The organism is Geothrix mesophila (assembly GCF_022808835.1).
GTDB classification, from domain to species: domain Bacteria; phylum Acidobacteriota; class Holophagae; order Holophagales; family Holophagaceae; genus Geothrix; species Geothrix paludis.
The window spans coordinates 218262-233460 of record NZ_JAKZLD010000001.1; the positions used below are offsets into that span (position 1 = coordinate 218262).

Genomic DNA, 15199 nt, shown 5'->3' on the forward strand with positions numbered 1-15199 from the left:
GACAGCCGATGACCACGGTCGAAAAGTGGATGACCAAGAACCCCATCACCATCGAGGAGGACGCCTCCATCATCGAGGCCATCCACCTCATGAAGGAGAAGGGCATCCGGCGGCTTCCCGTCATGGCCAGGGGCGCGTTCGTCGGCCTGATCACCGAGCGCATGATCAAGGACTACACCCCCGGGAAGGCGACCTCGCTGGACACCTGGGAAGTCCACTACCTGCTGTCCAAGACCGCCGTGAAGGAGGTCATGAACCTGCATCCGATCACGGTGACGCCGGATACGGACCTGGCCACGGCCGCCCAGGCCATCCTCGACCACAAGCTCTACGGCCTGTGCGTGGTGGATGCCAAGGGGAAGCTGGTGGGCATCATGTCCGTGGGCGACATGCTCAAGGCCGTGGTGGAGTTCGCGAAAGCCGGGAAGTAGCAGCCCTCCCGATACGCCACGGGGGCCGCGCGATGGAACAGGCGCGGTCTCCCGGGCGCTTGCCAGGCAGGCGCCTGGAGGGCATGGGTTGACCCTGCCTCCGGTTCCCCGGGAAGATCGAAGGTCATCATCCTTCCCCAGGAGGTCCCTTGAGCCCAGCTCGACGCTTGCGTGAGATCCGCGATGGATTCGAACGTCCCTTCTGGGTCGCGAACGTCAGCGAGCTGTTCGAGCGGCTCTCCTACTACGCCGCCTTCGCATCCCTGGCCAGGTACCTGAACGAATCCCTGGGCTTTCCGACCCAGGATGCCAGCAGCCTGGCCGGGTTGTTCGGAGGGCTGGTCTGGTTCCTGGCAGCCTTCGGAGGCGCGGTTGCCGATCGCCTCGGCTTTCGTCGCGCGCTCTCCCTCGCCTATCTGATCCTCAGCTGCTCCTATTTCCTTCTGGGATCGCTCGGTTCCTCCTGGATGGCTCCGGTGCGGGACCTGGTGCCGCTCGGCGTGCTCGTGGCGTTCCTGCTGATGCTGCCGGCCCTAGGCATCGCGCTGGTGAAGCCGGCCGTGGTCGGAACCACCGCGCGCGCCTCGAAGGAGAATGTCCGCTCCATCGGTTATTCGATCTACTACACGCTGGTGAACATCGGCGGCGCCGCCGGCCCCTTTGTCGCGTCGTACGTCCACCGCCACATGAGCGTGGAGAATGTATTCCGCGTAGCGGCCATCAGCGTGTTCCTCATGTTCTTCGCGGTGTTGCTGCTGTTCAAGGAACCGCGCAAAGAGGGCGATGTGCCGCCTCCCTCTCTGGCGGAGACGGGCAGGAACTTCCTCACGGTCCTTTCGAACCCGAAGTTCATGCTGTTCCTGCTGATCTTCACGGGGTACTGGGTGGTGTACTGGCAGGAATTCATCACGCTGCCCCTGTATGTCGCCAAATACATCGATCCGAAAGCGGACACGGAGCTGCTGCTGATGACGGGCCCGCTGGTCGTGATCTCCCTGACGGTCCTGATCAACCTGGCTACCCAGAAGATCGCCTCGGTGAAGGCGGTCACCATCGGAACCCTGATGTCGTCCCTCGCCTGGATCGTGCTGATCTTCAGGCCGACTGTGACGGGCGTGATCGTCACGCTCATCTGCGTCGCGCTGGGAGAGATCGTGCAGTCGCCGCGCTACTACGAGTACATCTCACGCCTCGCCCCTCCGGGGCAGCAGGGGACCTACATGGGCTTCGCCTTCCTGCCCATCGGCCTTGGTTCCCTCATCGGGGGCTGGTTCGGCGGGAAACTGATGCATCACTTCGGCGAGGTGACGCACAAGCCGGCGGGCATGCTCTGGACGATCATCGGCGTGGGCGTGCTCACGGCCGTGCTGCTCTGGGTGTACGACCGTATGCTGCCCGCGACACGGGAAGCCTGATCTAAGAGTGCCTAACAAAACCCCGACGGGGCCGCGCGAGGGTCGCCGGGCGAGCGAGGCGAGGAACGCGAGGAGACGCGTAGCGGGTACTACGCGCGACGAGCGTGACGCGGCATCGCGGCGCCCGCCGGCCCTCGCCTGGAGGGAGAAAGCCAGGTGGGCGCCCCGCGGCGTCAGGGCCCTTGAACGATGTCCCGCATCGCCCTGCGGGCCCTTCCTTGCGGTGCATCCCACCTGGCTTTCTCGCGACCCTGTCGGGGTTTTGTTAGGCACTCTATAGGTACTTCGACAGGAAGTCCCACATGGCCTGGAAGCGCGCCCAGTTGTGCTGGGGCGCGCGGGGGCTGTGGTCGGAACCGGGCAGCAGGACGATCTGGACTGCGTGCCCGCTCTTCTGAAGGGCGTCGATGAGCATGACGGTGTTCTGGGGATGGACGTTGTCATCCAGGGTGCCGTGGAGCAGCAGGAGCCTGCCGGACAGGTTGGCCGCGGCCTTGAGCACGGAGCTGGACTCGTAGCCGGCCTGGTTGGCCGAGGGCAGGCCCATGTAGCGCTCGGTGTAGATGCTGTCGTAGAGGTGCCAGTCCGTCACCGGCGCTCCGGCGATGCCCAGCTTCCATGCCTTGCTGTGCGTGAGGCCGTAGGTGGTCATGAAGCCGCCGTAGCTCCAGCCGTCCAGGCAGATCCGGTCCATGTCCGCCCAGCCCTGGGCCTTCAGCCAGGCCAAGCCATCGAGCTGGTCCTGGAGCTCCTGGGCCCCCAGATTGCGGTAGATGCCATGGGCGCTGGCCAGGCCCTTCCCCGAGGCGCTGCGGTTGTCGCAGACCCAGGTGGCGATGCCCTGCTGGGCCAGGAACTGGAACCAGGGCATGTCCCGGCGCCAGAGGTTCCGGACTTCGGGAGCCATCGGGCCGCCGTAGAGGGTCTGGAACACGGGGTACTTCTTCGCGGGATCGAAGTCCACGGGCAGGACCAGCATCGTTTCCATGGGGAAGCCGCCGCGGGTCTTCACCTGCTGGAAGCTCACCCTGCCGAGCTTCAGGGCCTTCCAGGCTTCGGCGGGGTTGGCGTCGATGAGGCGGACCAGCTTGCCCTGGCTGTCGTGGAGCGCCTGCTGGGGCGGGGTGTGGATGTCGCTCCAGGTGTCGAGGAAGGCGGTGAACGCGGCATTGGGCTTCACCCGGTGGGTGCCGGGCCGGTCCGTCAGCCGCACGAGGCCCTTCCCATCGAGCCCCACACGGTAGGCGTCCAGGCCGATGGGGCTGCGCTCGGTCGCATCGAAATAAAGCTGTCCGGTTCTGGCGTCCACGCCATGCACCTGCCGGACATCCCAGTCCCCGGCCGTGACGGCGCCGATGAGCTGGCCATCCTTCCCGTAGCGGTAGACGTGGTGGCGCCCCGTGCGTCCGGACTCCCACAGGAAACCCCCGTCGGAGAGGAAGTGGGGCAGGGGCAGCCGCTCCTGCCAGGCGCGGCCGTTCTCGTGGATGAGCAACCGGGATGCGGCACCGTCGTAGCGGCGCAGGTCCAGCCAGCTCTGGATCCGGTCCTGGTGTGTGGCCACCAGGTGGCCGGCCGGGTCCCAGCCCACCTGCACGATGAGGGTCTCCTGGCCGGGATAGGGCTCGTCCATCCAGGTGGTGGCCCCCGTGAGGTCCACCACGCCCAGGCGGACGGTGGGATTGGGATCGCCGGCCTTGGGATAGCGGGCCTTCAGGGCCTTCTGGGGCTGGAAGCGGTCATCCATGAGGGTGTAGACCGGCACTTTGGTCTCGTCGAGGCTGAGGTAGGCCAGGCGCTTCGAATCCGGGGCCCACCAGAAGGCCCGGAAGCTGCCCCGGCCATAGACCTCCTCCTGGTACACCCAGTCCAGGCGCCCATTGAACACGGTCTCCCCGCCACCGGTGGTGAGGCGGGTCTCCCGGGCCGTGGCCACCTCCACCCCGTAGAGATCGTTGCCCTTGAGATAGGCGACCTGCCGGCCGTCGGGGCTGAAGGACGCTTCTTCCGGATTCCCCCCCGCGAGCCGCTTGGCCGTGGCCGCCTTCACGTCCACCAGGAAGAGGTCGTCTGCCACGGTCAGCAGGAAGGCGCTGTGGTCGTCCTTCCAGATGAAGGCGCCGCGCCCGAGGGCCTCCTTGGCGGCGGCTTCTCCGGCTCCTGCCGTCACGAGGGCCGATTGGAGACGGGTGGACTCCAGCAGGGGCTTCCGTTCCCAGGTGGCGGGGTCGATCCGGTAGAGGGCCACCTGATCGCCTTCCCGGCGGGTTTCCACCAGGGCGCCGTCCGGCAGCCAGTCCAGGCGCGTGGCGGGCCGACCAGCATAGGCCACCCGCTTCGTGGGATGCGCGACGGCTTCGAGGGTGAGCTGGCCCGAACCCTGTCCCGACAGGGCAGGGACGAGGATCAGGCAGGCCAGGAGGGCGCGGACGGGCATGGAAGCTCCAGAGGATCATCCATGTATATCGGAAAACGAGGCTTCGTCAGCCCTCTGCTTCCTCCAACCGGATCCCCACCCAGGCCAGGGTTCCCGAGGCGAGCGGGATCAGGCCCATCTGACCCCCCATCAGGTGGACGATGCCGGCCGCCAGGGGCAGGCCGATTCCGAGCCCACCGCGCCGGCGGCGAAGGCTACGTTCCTCCTGTTCGAAGGGTTTCAGAAGTCGCTCCCAGTCCGGCGGCAGGCCGGGGCCCTGATCCTCGATCTCGAAGCGCAGGCGCCAGGCGCGGCCCTCAGGCCGGGCGACCATGCGGAAGGACACCGTGCCGCGTTCGGTGAAGCCCACGGCGTTGTCCAGCAGGGCCTCCAGGGCCTGGGACAGGCGGGCCGCGTCGCAGACCAGGGGCGTAGGGAGCGGATCCAGCGCGACCTTCGCCTCCAGGTCCTTGCTCTTGGCTTGGCTTTCGAGCTCTTTCCCGAGCTGTGCGAGATGGGAGCCCAGGTCCGTGGGGCCGGGCCGGAGCCTGAGGGTCCCCTGGGCGAGACTGGCGAAGTCGAGGAGCCCCTGCACCAAGTGACCCAGGCGGGTGGTCGTTTCCTGGGCCCGTTCGAGGAGCGCGGTCTGCTCCGGCCCGAGCCCCAGGTCCCGCACCATCTGCAGGTGCCCCGCCAGCACCTGCACGGGCGTGCGCAGCTCGTGGTGCGCGTTGTCCGTGAAGGCTTCCTGGGCCCGCCGCAGCCGCTGCTCCGCCTCCAGGGTCCGGCGCTGCTCATGGATGATGCGGGATTTCGCCGACACCACGCTGAAGAGCGTGAGCCAACTCAGCAGCACCACGGCAAACGTGGCGAGCACGAAGATCAGGACGAGGTGGGCTTCGGACACAGGAAGACTTTGGCGAGCATGACTTCATGGATGACGTGGATGAAGCCCGCGACCACCCAGGGAATGGGAAGCAGGTGCGGAGGGAGGGTGCGGAGAAAATAATTCGAGCTGGCGTTGAAGATCAGGGTGCCTGAACTGTACACCAGCAGGGCGGCGAGCAGCCAGAATGCCGGGAGGCCCGCCAGGTGGTTCTCTTCTTCGGATTGGGTGAGGGTCTTCAGCTCCCAGGTGACCAGGCCGAGGTACACCAGGCTCATCGTGGAAGTGAAGACCGAGTTGCGCCATTTCACCCCGTCTAACTCGAAGCCTATGACGGCGGCCGCCAGGCCAGCCGCCAGGCACACGCCGTAGAGGGCCCGGCGATTGCGCGACCCGGGGCCCAGGCGGAACAGAGTCCAGAGAAAACCCAGGAATACCAGTGGCTGGGTCAGATGCCGCAGCCACTGGTTGTTCTGGTGGAGAAGGGCCAGCGCGATGAACACCGAACCCTGGACAAGATCGAAGACTTGGGTCCAGAGGAAGGGACGGATCCAGGGCGGTTCCTGGTACCCGGTCCTGAAACGGCTCCAGGCGTATCCCAGCATGGGTGCCAGGATCCACGGGTCGATCAGGCAGATCAGGATCCAGTAGTAGACCGACTTGGACGCCACGGCCTCCTGCCGTTCAGAAGCCGGCCGAGAGGCTGGATCCGGCGCAGAAGGGAGGGCAGTCGTGTGAGTTCTGGATGTAGGTGGCCTCGGGGGAGTTCAGATCCACACCATTCGCATCCACGGCCACCATCACCATGGTGGGTGACCCGTCCTCATGCTGGGCACGGTAGATGCGGATTCCCGCGGCACCCGGCTGGGCGAGGAGCTGTTCGAAGGCGCTGCGGTTGAAGGCGGAGGCCCGGTGGGCGCCGGCCTCGGCCCGGGCATGGAAGTTCCGGACCAGGCTGACGGCCTCCTTGTGGGTGATGCGGTGGTCGCGGGAGGGGTCGAAGGGCTGAGCGGACACAGGAAGACTCCTGAAAGGCGGCCGAGGGCCTGGTTGGGAGGTAGATCAAAAGGGTGATCTCCCCATCAGACCCGAAGAGTTGTCGGCTCACAAGATGGGACCGGGATGAAACGTGCGGACGCCCGGTCCGGACCGGGCGTCGGAACTTTTTTTGCCCAATACCTCAGTTCGGCAGGTGCGGCCGGGTGAGGTTGCGGTGGTCGGAGGAGGTCATCAGCAGGTTGTCCTCGATGCAACGGGGCCCCCTCCGCGAAGCCGAAGGCTGAGCGGGAGCACAGCGCGGGGGCGCTGTGCGATCGGGGGGTAGTCCAGATCCGCAGGCTAGTTGGGGAGGTGCGGTCGGGTGAGGTTGCGGTGCCCGGAGGAGGTCACCAGTAAGTTGTCCTCGATGCAACGGGGCCCCCTCCGCGAAGCCGAAGGCTGAGCGGGAGCACAGCGCGGGGCGCTGTGCGATCGGGGGGTAGTCCAGATCCGCAGGCTAGTTGGGGAGGTGCGGTCGGGTGAGGTTGCGGTGCCCGGAGGAGGTCACCAGCAAGTTGTCCTCGATGCGGATCCCGCCGCAGGGGGTGAGCTCGTCGATGAGTTTCCAGTCGAACCTCGCCTTGTGCTCGTTCTCGCGGAAGGGGCGCAGCAGCATGGGGATGAAGTAGAGGCCGGGCTCCACGGTGAACACCTGGCCCGCCTCGATGGTGCGGGTGGTGCGCAGGGTGGGGTGCTGGGGCGGCGGAGGCGCCAGGGTGCCGTCGGGTGCGCCCTGGCGGCCGGCCACGTCGTGCACCTGGATGCCCAGGTGGTGGCCCAGGCCGTGGGGGAAGAAGGGGCGGCTCAGGCCCAGTTCCACCGCCTCCTCGGGATCGGCCTTGAGGATGCCGTGTTCCTTCAGGAGGGCCGCGATGGCCAGGTGACCCAGGTGGTGGAAGTCCCCGTAGGGCATGCCGGGCTTCACGGCGTCGCAGAGGCCGAGTTCGAGCTTCACCATGCCGTCCACCAGATCGGCGAAGCGGCTGTCGCAGTGGGGGGCGGCCACGGTACGGGTGATGTCCGCGGCGTAGCCGCGGACCTGGGCGCCCGCGTCGATGAGGAGGACGTCGCCGTTCCTGACGTTGGCGCGCTTGTGCTCGTAGTGGAGGATGGCGCCCTTCTCGTTGAGGGCCACGATGCTGCCGTAGGGCATCTCGTGATCCACGATGCCGACGGCCTGGATGTAGGCGTAGTGGATCTCCAGCTCACTGGCGCCGGCCAGGAAGGCGGCCCGGGCGGCCAGGTGGCCCCGCGCGGCCAGCACCGTCGCCTCCTCGATGCACTGCACCTCGTAGACCGACTTGTTCGTGCGGTTCCAATCCAGGCGGGCGGTGAGGCCCGCCGGATTCAGCTCCAGGTCAGCGGCCTCGGCCCGCTCCGTCTCGTTGCCGATGTAGGCGGCCCGCTCGGGCGACCCCAGGCGTTTCCATGCCTCCTCGACCGTGCCCACCTCCTCGATGTCGAATGCCGAGGCCCAGAACGGGTTCCCCAGGGGCAGCTGCTCGTACCAGAAGTCCTCGGGGGCGTACCGGATGAGATGGGGACGCCGGCCGGGCCGGACCACGAGGAGGTGGTGGGGGCCCGTCATGGGGCACCAGTGGGCGAAATGGGGCGTCGGATGGAAGGGGGCGTCCTGGTCGTCCGCGAAGTGCGTGTAGACCTGGCCGCTGGAGATCACCAGGGCGTCGAAGCCCGTTTCGGCCAGGGCCTCGGCGGCGGTCCGCTGGCGCTCGGCGATGTGGGCGTGGAAGAGGGAAGCGAGGTAGGTCATGGGGTGTCCTGGTGGGGGGTGTCGGTGGCGGGCGTGCTCAGAGGAACCGCAGCGGCTTTTCTTCAGGCGCGAACCCGTGCCGTACGGCCTTCTCGAAGAAGAGGGCGAGGCTTTCGCGTTCGGCCTCGCCCAGGGTGTAGCTGATGTTCTCCGTCAAGTACTCGTGCAGCTCGATCTTGGTCCAGCCGATGGTGCGCCGGGCCTCCTCGATGATGGCCGGAAGCTGGGCCATGCCGATCTCGTAGCTCTTGTGGAAGAAGGAGGCCACACCGCCGGGCACGGGCAGTTGCGGGGCGTTCTTCCGGACCAGCCACAGGGCGAAGACGAAGGGCAGGCCCGTCCAGGCGTGCCATTCCTCGGCCAGATCCAGCACGAAGAGCCCCTGCCGGGGGGCCCGCATGGCCGAATCGCCGATCATGATGGCGGCGTCGTGGGCTTCGAGCATGGCTGGCAGGTCCGGTCCCATGTCCGTGATCTCGGGGCTCACGCCGTAGCGCTCCCGGAGGATGAGCTGACCCAGCACCACGCTGGTGCGGCTGGAGGTGTCCAGGGCGAGGGTCCGGATCTGCTCCGGCGGTACCTTGGAAAGGATCACCACGCTGCGCACCCGCTTCGGCGAGGCGATACAGAGGCCCGGCACGATCAGGAGGTCCGGGATCCGGAGGTACTCGATGGAGCTGACGATCCCGGCGTCCACCTCGCCAGAGCGCAGGCGGTCCGCACAAGCCGAGGGGTAGTGGAACTTGAGGTGGAAGTGCTCCCAGCCGAGGCCATGCTTGAATCCGTGGTTCAGGGGGGCGGCGTTCAGATAGTCGATGATGGACAGGCGAAATGGTTCAGTGGCCATGGAAACAGTCTAACGACCCTGCGATGATTCCCTGATGGTCCTCTGGCACTACGAGCTGAACACCCTGCTGGGGCCGATGCGTGCGGCCTTCGATGGGCGTGGGCGTCTGCGCGAGCTGGCGGTGGAGGGTCTCGATCCTCGCAAGACCAGCCCGCTGCCGCCCAAGGAGCAGCGGGAGGCCAAGCGCTACCTCGACCGCCAGCTGGACGCCTACCTGGCGGGAACCCTCCGGACGTTCACGGTGCCCGTGGATCCCCAGGGGTCGCCCATGCAGTTGCGCATCTGGGACACGGTGAGGACGATCCCCTACGGCCAATCCCGCCGTCCTGCCGACCTCGCCGCCTGGCTGGGAGTGGACGAGGACCTCATCGTCATGACCTGCGCGACGAATCCCATCGTCCTGCTCGTCCCCTGCCACCGAGTGGTCCTGCCCGGCGAGGGGCCCCTCCCGAGGGCGCTGCGGGAACTGGAATCGGGCCTGGGTTGGCGAAATCCCTGATCCGTTGCAACAAAAAACCGTGATGCTGGCATGCTGGTGCCTATGAACGGGCCCTTACACCTGCTGCCCACCCCCCTCGGGGACCTGGGCGCGGCCTTCGACGGGGAAGGGCGCCTCTCCCATCTGGTTCGGCTGCACGGCCAGCTTCCCCCGGTTCCCGCCGGCCCAGTACCGAAGAGCCTCCCTTTCCTGAAGCGACAGCTGGAGGCCTACTTCTCTGGGAATCTCCGGAATTTCAACATCCCCATGCATGCCGAAGGCACCGACTTCCAGACGCGGGTCTGGAAGGAACTGCAGAAGATCCCCTATGGGCAGGCGATCTCGTACCTGGAGCTGGCCCGGCGCCTGGGGGATGAGAAATGCATCCGCGCGGCAGCCCGCGCCAGCGGCGCCAACCCCATTTCCATCCTCATCCCCTGTCACCGCGTCATCGGGTCCGACGGATCCCTGGTGGGCTATGCCGGGGGCCTGGACATGAAGGAGTTCCTGCTGCGCCTCGAGGGGGTGCTGCCCAAGGCTCCGCCCCAGCCCCGCCTGCCGCTGACCTGGGATTGACCGGAAGAATTCCGGCGACGTCCATCGGAGGACTTCCCTGCGGCGGGCTCCTAGCATGGAGCCATGCGCTGGTCGGACGAACACCTCTATGAACGGATCCTGGCGAAGGATGCCTCCTTCGACGGACGGGTGCTCACGGGCGTCCTCACCACGGGGATCTACTGCCTGCCTTCCTGCCCGGCGCGGAAGCCCCTGGCCCGCAACGTGCGGTTCTTCCAGGATGAGGCTACCGCCCGGGCGGCCGGGCTGAGGCCCTGCAAGCGCTGCCGACCCGACGCCTTCTACCGGGGGGAGGACGCGGACCTGGCCCGGCTGGAGGAGGCCATGGCCCGCGCCTGGGCGGACCCGGCCGCTTTCCCCGAAGCCGAGGCCCTGGCGGAAGTGGCCGGTGTGGGGCTCACGAAGCTGAAGGCCCTGTTCCGCGAGCATGCCCATACCCAGCCCGCCGCCTTCCTCCAGGGCGCCCGCATCCGCGCCGCCTACGCCCGGCTGCGGGAGGGCGCCACGCCCCTGCTGGAGGTCGGGGCGGCCGTGGGCTTCGAGAGCCCCTCCGGCTTCCACGAGGCCTTCCGGCGCCAGACGGGCCTGGCACCCGGCGCCTATCGGGACCTGCTGGGCTCCGACCGCTTCACGCTGCCGCTGCCGGAGCACACCCGGCTCGGTGATCTGCTCCGGTTCCATGGCCGGGATGCGGAGAGCGTGTCCGAGCAGGTGCAGGGCAATATCCTTCGCAAGGCCGCTCACTTCGTCGGTCGGCCCGGGGTGCTCAGCCTGGCCTTCGGTCCCGGGGAGGTGGTGGTGTCCCTGGCGGGCGCGGGCGGCCCCGAGGCCATGGCGGAAGCCCACCGCGCGACCCTGCGGCTGCTGGCCTGGCACGGGGATGCCGCCCCCTTCGAAGAAGCGCATCCCCGGCTGGCCCGGGGGCGGGAAGGGCTGCGGGTGCCCCTCACCCTGGATCCCTTCGAGGCGCTGGTCTGGGCCATTCTGGGCCAGCAGGTGAACCTGGCCTTCGCCTACGCCCTCCGCCGCGACCTGATCCGTCTGGCGGGAACCCCCGTCGGCGGCCTCATCGCGCACCCTGATGCTGCCTCCATCGCGGCCCTGGATCCCGCAGACCTGACCGCCCGGCGCTTCTCGCGACGCAAGGCCGAATATGTCCTGAACGCTGCGGCCCTGGTGGCGAAGGGCGACCTAAAGCTGGAGAACCTGCTGACCGCGACTCGGGCCGAGGCATCGCTCCTGGCCCTGCGGGGCTGCGGTCCCTGGACGGCCCAGTACGTGCTGATGCGCGGCCTGGGTTTCCGGGACTGCGTGCCCGTGGGGGACGCGGCGCTCACCCTGGCCCTCCAGCGCTGGTTCAAGCTCGAGTCACGGCCGGGTCCCGTGGAGACCCAGCGGCTCATGGCGTCCTTCGCGCCCCATCGCAGCCTCGCCACCTTCCATCTCTGGGCCAGCCTGAAGGGAGTGCCCGCATGACGGGAATCCACCGCCTCGAGACCGCTCTCGGTCCCGTCCAGGTCGCTTTCGACGCCGAGGGCGCCGTCATCTACCTTGGCTTTGCGGGCCATGAATTCCGCGAAGCCCTGCTGGCGAAAGTCGCCCGGTTGGGTCCGGTGGCGTCGCCAGATCCCCGCGCCGCGGCCCGCCTCCGCGACCAGCTGGAGGCCTATGCCGCTGGCCGGAGAAGCACCTTCGAGCTGCCCGTCCGCCTCCACGGAAGCCCCTTCGAACAGCGCGTCTGGGCCGAGCTCCAGCGCATCCCCTTCGGCGAGATCCGCAGCTACGGCCAGCTGGCGACAACCCTGGGCGGCGCGAACCTCAGCCGGGCGGTGGGCCGCGCCAACGGCGCCAACCCCATCTCCATCCTCGTGCCCTGCCATCGCGTTATTGGCGCCAACGGCACCCTTACGGGTTATGCCGGCGGCCTCGGAATGAAGGAGCGGCTCTTGCGGCTCGAAGGGGCGATCAGGGATGGATCGCCCGCAGGGGCCCGCGCTCCAGCGTCATCCGGGTTTCCCCGGCGGCCTTGAAGGCGGTGTGGAGGACCGCCAGGCCCCGGTCCATGTCCACGGGTCCGCAGCTGAAGAAGTCCACGGCGGCGAAGCGGTGCTCGGGCCAGGTGTGGATGGCCAGGTGGCTCTCGGCGATGATCACGGCCCCGCTGACGCCATGAGGGCTGAAGTGGTGGAAGCTGTGGGTGACGATGGTGGCGCCGGAGGCCCGGGCGGCCTCCAGCATGGCCGTGGTGATCCGCTCCAGGTCCGCGAGGATGGCGGCGTCGCAGCCCGTGTATTCCACGAGCAGGTGACGGCCGAGGGCGCTCGCGGGGGCGCTCATAACCGCTTGGCCAGCAGGGCCACGCACTCCACGTGGCTGGTGATGGGGAAAAGGTCCAGCACGGCCAGCTGCTCGAGGTTCCACGCGGGCGTCAGGCGCTTCAAGTCCCGGCAGAAGGCGGCGCCGTCGCAGCCCACCAACACGAGCTTTCCGGCCCCGGCGGCACAGAGACGCTCCGTGAGGGCCGGTTCCAGTCCCGCCCTGGGCGGATCCAACAGGATCACGTCCTCCGGATGCCCCAGCCCCTCAGGCACCCAGGCGGCCACATCGCCCACCTGGCACTCCGACGGCAGGCCCAGGGCCGCCAGGTTGCGGCGGGCCCAGGCCACAGCCGCCTCGCCGGACTCGACCAGCACGCGGTGGTCGAAGCGCTTGCCGAGCAGCGCAGAGAAAAGACCCACACCGCCATAGAGGTCGTAGAGGGTGCGGCCCCTCACGTTCCAGCCTTCGAGCAGGCTGCGGAAGGCCTCGGCGGCCCAGGGCGGGCTCACCTGGAAGAAGGCGCCAGGCTCATGCCGGAGCGTGATGCCGCCGAGGCGCTGCGCGAGGGGCTCCTCGCTGCGATGCCAGCCATCGGGTTCCAGGCGCCAGGTGCGACCCCGCTCATCCGTGGCGAGCACCTCGCTCGCGGGCGTGCCGGTGGACAGTTCCCAGCGGCCTGGGCGGGAGGTGAGGATGTGCGCCGCCAGCGCCTCCTGCAGGCGCGGGATGGCCTGGGACAGGGGTTCCGCGGCGGCGGGGCAGGCGGAGACGGGCACGAGTGCATGGCTGTGCCGACGGAAGTAGCCCAGGGCGGAGCCGTCCCAGTGGAGCTGGATGCGGTGACGGCGGGCCTCCTCCGGGGCGGGGCGCCAGTCCCAATGCACCTCTTCGCCCAGCTGGCGACGGAGAAGGTCGGCCACCATCTGGCGCTTCAGCTCGGGCGCGTGGCGACCGGCCTCCCACAGCTCGCAGCCGCCGCAGGTTCCGGCGACGGGGCATTCCGCGGGGGCCCGGCGGGGATCCCGGCTGAGCCAGCGGGTGACACGCCCTTCGCCGTGGCGGGCCTTCCAGATGACGGTGGCCTCCACCTGCTCACCGGGGAAGAGGGCCAGCGGCGCCTCCAGCAGGAGCAGCCGGCCGTCAGCCTCGTGGGCCACGCCCCGGCCGCCCCAGGCCAGGCGATCCACGGATCCCTGCCAGGTCGCAGTGGGGGCGGGGGAATTCCGATATGCTGACGGGACTTTCGTCTTCGCTTTCCTGGAGCCTGCATCCGCCTTGCGCTTCACTGTCGCCGTCCCCCCAGAGCACCGTAGCATCCTCCTGGACCGCGTGGCCGGGGAGTTGCGGAAGGCTCTGGCCTTCGTGGAGGGCGGGCGGGCCGACGTGGTGCTGGGGGTGCCCGGCGACGGCACCTTCGCCGATTGCGAGGTCTGGCCGGGTCTGGAAGCGGCCGAGGCCCTGGTCCGCGCGGCCTGGGCGCGGCTGCAGGATCGCCGGGACATGGAGCGGCTCCACGAGGTGGGCCGCGCCCTGGCCTCGGAACAGAACCTGGACCGGCTGCTGGATCTGATCCTCACCAAGGCGCGGGAACTGCTGAACGCCGAAGCGGGGTCTATCTACCTGCTCACCGGCGAGGAGGACCGTCCCGAGCTGCTTTTCGCTCACACGCAGAACGCCCGCGTGAGGTTCCCCTTCCACCGGGAGGCCCTGCCCATCTCGCGGGAGAACCTGGCGGGCTTCGTCGCCCTCTGCAAGGAATGCCTGAACCTGCCGGATGTCTACGACCTCCCGGTCGAGGCTCCCTACCGGTTCAACGACAGCTTCGATCGCCTGGCGGGGTACCGCACCACCTCGATGCTTGTGGTGCCCATGCTGGACACGGAAGGCGAGATCCTCGGAGTCCTGCAGCTCCTCAACCGCCTGGACGAGGATGGGCAGGCGATCGCCTTCTCCGCCTCGGACCAGCGGCTGGCCCAGAGCCTCGCCGGCCAGGCGGCGGTGGCTGTGAAGAACGCCCAGCTGCGGGAGGAGATCGAGCGGCTCTTCGAAGGCTTCGTGGCTGCCTCCGTGACGGCCATCGAGGCCCGGGACCCGGTCACCAGCGGCCACTCCGGGCGTGTCGCCGAGCTCACCGTCGGCCTCGCGGAGGCCGTGAACGCCACACCCAGCGGAACCTACGGAGGCCTCTCCTTCAGCGACCGCCAGTTGCGGGAGCTGCGCTATGCCAGCCTGCTGCACGACTTTGGCAAGGTGGGCGTCCGCGAGCAGGTGCTGGTGAAGGCCAAGAAGCTCGATCCCGGCCAGCTGGAGATCATCCTCCAGCGCCTGCACCAGCGGGAGCTGGAGCAGGCCCTCGAGGCCCTGGCCCAGGCCTGGAAGGGCGGGGGAGGCATCGACCTGTGGGAAAGCGCCATCCGGGATCGCCGGGAGGAATCGGAGCGGCTCATCCATCTGGTCCGCCAGAGCAACGAACCCACGGTGATGGCCCAGGAGGTCGCGGAGGGGCTGGGGCTCCTGGACGACCTCACCTTCACCCACTGGAGCGGCGAGCGCCGGAGCCTGGTGGAAGCCGGCGACCTGGCCAGCCTGCGCATCCGCAAGGGCAGTCTCTCCGAAACGGAGCGCCTCGAGATCGAAAGCCACGTGACCCATACCTTCCGGTTCCTGGAACAGATCCCCTGGACCCGGGACCTGGCCGGCATCCCCGACATCGCCTACGCCCATCACGAGCGGCTGACGGGCCGGGGCTACCCCCGGAGGCTCACGGAACCGGATATTCCCGTCCAGAGCCGGGCCATGGCCATTGCGGATGTCTACGATGCCCTCACGGCCCAGGATCGGCCCTACAAGGGCGCGGTGCCCGTGGAGCGGAGCCTGGCCATCCTGGAGGACGAGGCCCGGGCCGGGGCCTTGGACCGGGGATTGCTGGACCTGTTCATCGAGGCCCGGATCTACGAGCGGACGGCCCGGCGATCCTGAGGCTGGAGGGCGGGAGGCGGAGCCGGTAACCTATAGGATTGGA

General features: G+C 68.4%; 15 protein-coding genes. 7 read left to right on the forward strand and 8 right to left on the reverse strand.

Features of this window, described 5'->3' with window-relative positions:
* Window positions 1-8: 8 nt before the first annotated feature.
* Both MLG87_RS01010 and MLG87_RS01015 read left to right on the forward strand, forming a co-directional pair.
* Window positions 9-431 (forward strand): CBS domain-containing protein, encoded by a 423-nt coding sequence (locus MLG87_RS01010; RefSeq protein WP_243293369.1) that lies wholly within the window; start codon window positions 9-11, stop codon window positions 429-431.
* A gap of 149 nt (window positions 432-580) precedes the next feature.
* A complete protein-coding gene (locus MLG87_RS01015) occupies window positions 581-1846 on the forward strand; it encodes an MFS transporter (RefSeq protein WP_243293370.1) in 1266 nt (421 codons plus the stop codon).
* 274 nt (window positions 1847-2120) lie between these two features.
* On the opposite strand, the gene MLG87_RS01020 is transcribed toward MLG87_RS01015, so the two are convergent.
* The 6 genes from MLG87_RS01020 to MLG87_RS01045 all read right to left on the reverse strand — a co-directional run bounded on the left by MLG87_RS01020 (window position 2121) and on the right by MLG87_RS01045 (window position 8804).
* Window positions 2121-4283: a S9 family peptidase gene (locus MLG87_RS01020; RefSeq protein WP_243293371.1), complete on the reverse strand. Its 2163-nt coding sequence runs from the start codon at window positions 4281-4283 to the stop codon at window positions 2121-2123.
* Between the two features lie 46 nt (window positions 4284-4329).
* Window positions 4330-5169, reverse strand: coding sequence for a sensor histidine kinase (locus MLG87_RS01025; RefSeq protein ID WP_243293372.1), 840 nt, complete (start codon window positions 5167-5169; stop codon window positions 4330-4332).
* Window positions 5145-5819 carry a hypothetical protein gene (locus MLG87_RS01030; RefSeq protein WP_243293373.1) on the reverse strand — a complete coding sequence of 225 codons (675 nt, stop codon included), beginning with the start codon at window positions 5817-5819 and terminating at the stop codon, window positions 5145-5147. The genes MLG87_RS01025 and MLG87_RS01030 overlap by 25 nt, the downstream gene beginning before the upstream one ends.
* A 13-nt stretch (window positions 5820-5832) precedes the next feature.
* Complete coding sequence (locus MLG87_RS01035; protein WP_243293374.1) at window positions 5833-6165, reverse strand: hypothetical protein; 333 nt, start codon at window positions 6163-6165, stop codon at window positions 5833-5835.
* 478 nt (window positions 6166-6643) lie between these two features.
* Window positions 6644-7957, reverse strand: coding sequence for a Xaa-Pro dipeptidase (gene pepQ / locus MLG87_RS01040; protein ID WP_243293375.1), 1314 nt, complete (start codon window positions 7955-7957; stop codon window positions 6644-6646).
* Window positions 7958-7994: 37 nt separating this feature from the next.
* Window positions 7995-8804, reverse strand: coding sequence for a menaquinone biosynthetic enzyme MqnA/MqnD family protein (locus MLG87_RS01045; protein WP_243288172.1), 810 nt, complete (start codon window positions 8802-8804; stop codon window positions 7995-7997).
* 34 nt (window positions 8805-8838) lie between these two features.
* Here MLG87_RS01045 and MLG87_RS01050 point away from each other — a divergent pair, with 34 nt between their 5' ends.
* From MLG87_RS01050 to MLG87_RS01065, 4 genes are all read left to right on the forward strand, one after another.
* Entirely contained in the window at window positions 8839-9303 is a 465-nt protein-coding gene (locus MLG87_RS01050; protein ID WP_243293376.1) for a methylated-DNA--[protein]-cysteine S-methyltransferase, read from the forward strand.
* A 42-nt stretch (window positions 9304-9345) separates the two neighbouring features.
* Window positions 9346-9858 (forward strand): methylated-DNA--[protein]-cysteine S-methyltransferase, encoded by a 513-nt coding sequence (locus MLG87_RS01055; protein WP_243293377.1) that lies wholly within the window; start codon window positions 9346-9348, stop codon window positions 9856-9858.
* 63 nt (window positions 9859-9921) lie between these two features.
* Entirely contained in the window at window positions 9922-11334 is a 1413-nt protein-coding gene (locus tag MLG87_RS01060) for a DNA-3-methyladenine glycosylase 2 (RefSeq protein ID WP_243293378.1), read from the forward strand.
* Window positions 11331-11888: a methylated-DNA--[protein]-cysteine S-methyltransferase gene (locus MLG87_RS01065; RefSeq protein WP_243293379.1), complete on the forward strand. Its 558-nt coding sequence runs from the start codon at window positions 11331-11333 to the stop codon at window positions 11886-11888. The genes MLG87_RS01060 and MLG87_RS01065 overlap by 4 nt, the downstream gene beginning before the upstream one ends.
* Here the strand turns inward: MLG87_RS01065 and speD are convergent.
* Together speD and MLG87_RS01075 are read right to left on the reverse strand one after the other, a co-directional pair.
* Window positions 11824-12195 carry an adenosylmethionine decarboxylase gene (speD, locus tag MLG87_RS01070; protein WP_243293380.1) on the reverse strand — a complete coding sequence of 124 codons (372 nt, stop codon included), beginning with the start codon at window positions 12193-12195 and terminating at the stop codon, window positions 11824-11826. The genes MLG87_RS01065 and speD overlap by 65 nt on opposite strands.
* Window positions 12192-13364, reverse strand: coding sequence for a class I SAM-dependent RNA methyltransferase (locus MLG87_RS01075; RefSeq protein ID WP_243293381.1), 1173 nt, complete (start codon window positions 13362-13364; stop codon window positions 12192-12194). Before MLG87_RS01075 ends, speD begins: the two co-directional genes overlap by 4 nt.
* 88 nt (window positions 13365-13452) lie before the next feature.
* Here MLG87_RS01075 and MLG87_RS01080 point away from each other — a divergent pair, with 88 nt between their 5' ends.
* A complete protein-coding gene (locus MLG87_RS01080; RefSeq protein ID WP_243293382.1) occupies window positions 13453-15156 on the forward strand; it encodes an HD family phosphohydrolase in 1704 nt (567 codons plus the stop codon).
* Window positions 15157-15199: the final 43 nt, after the last annotated feature.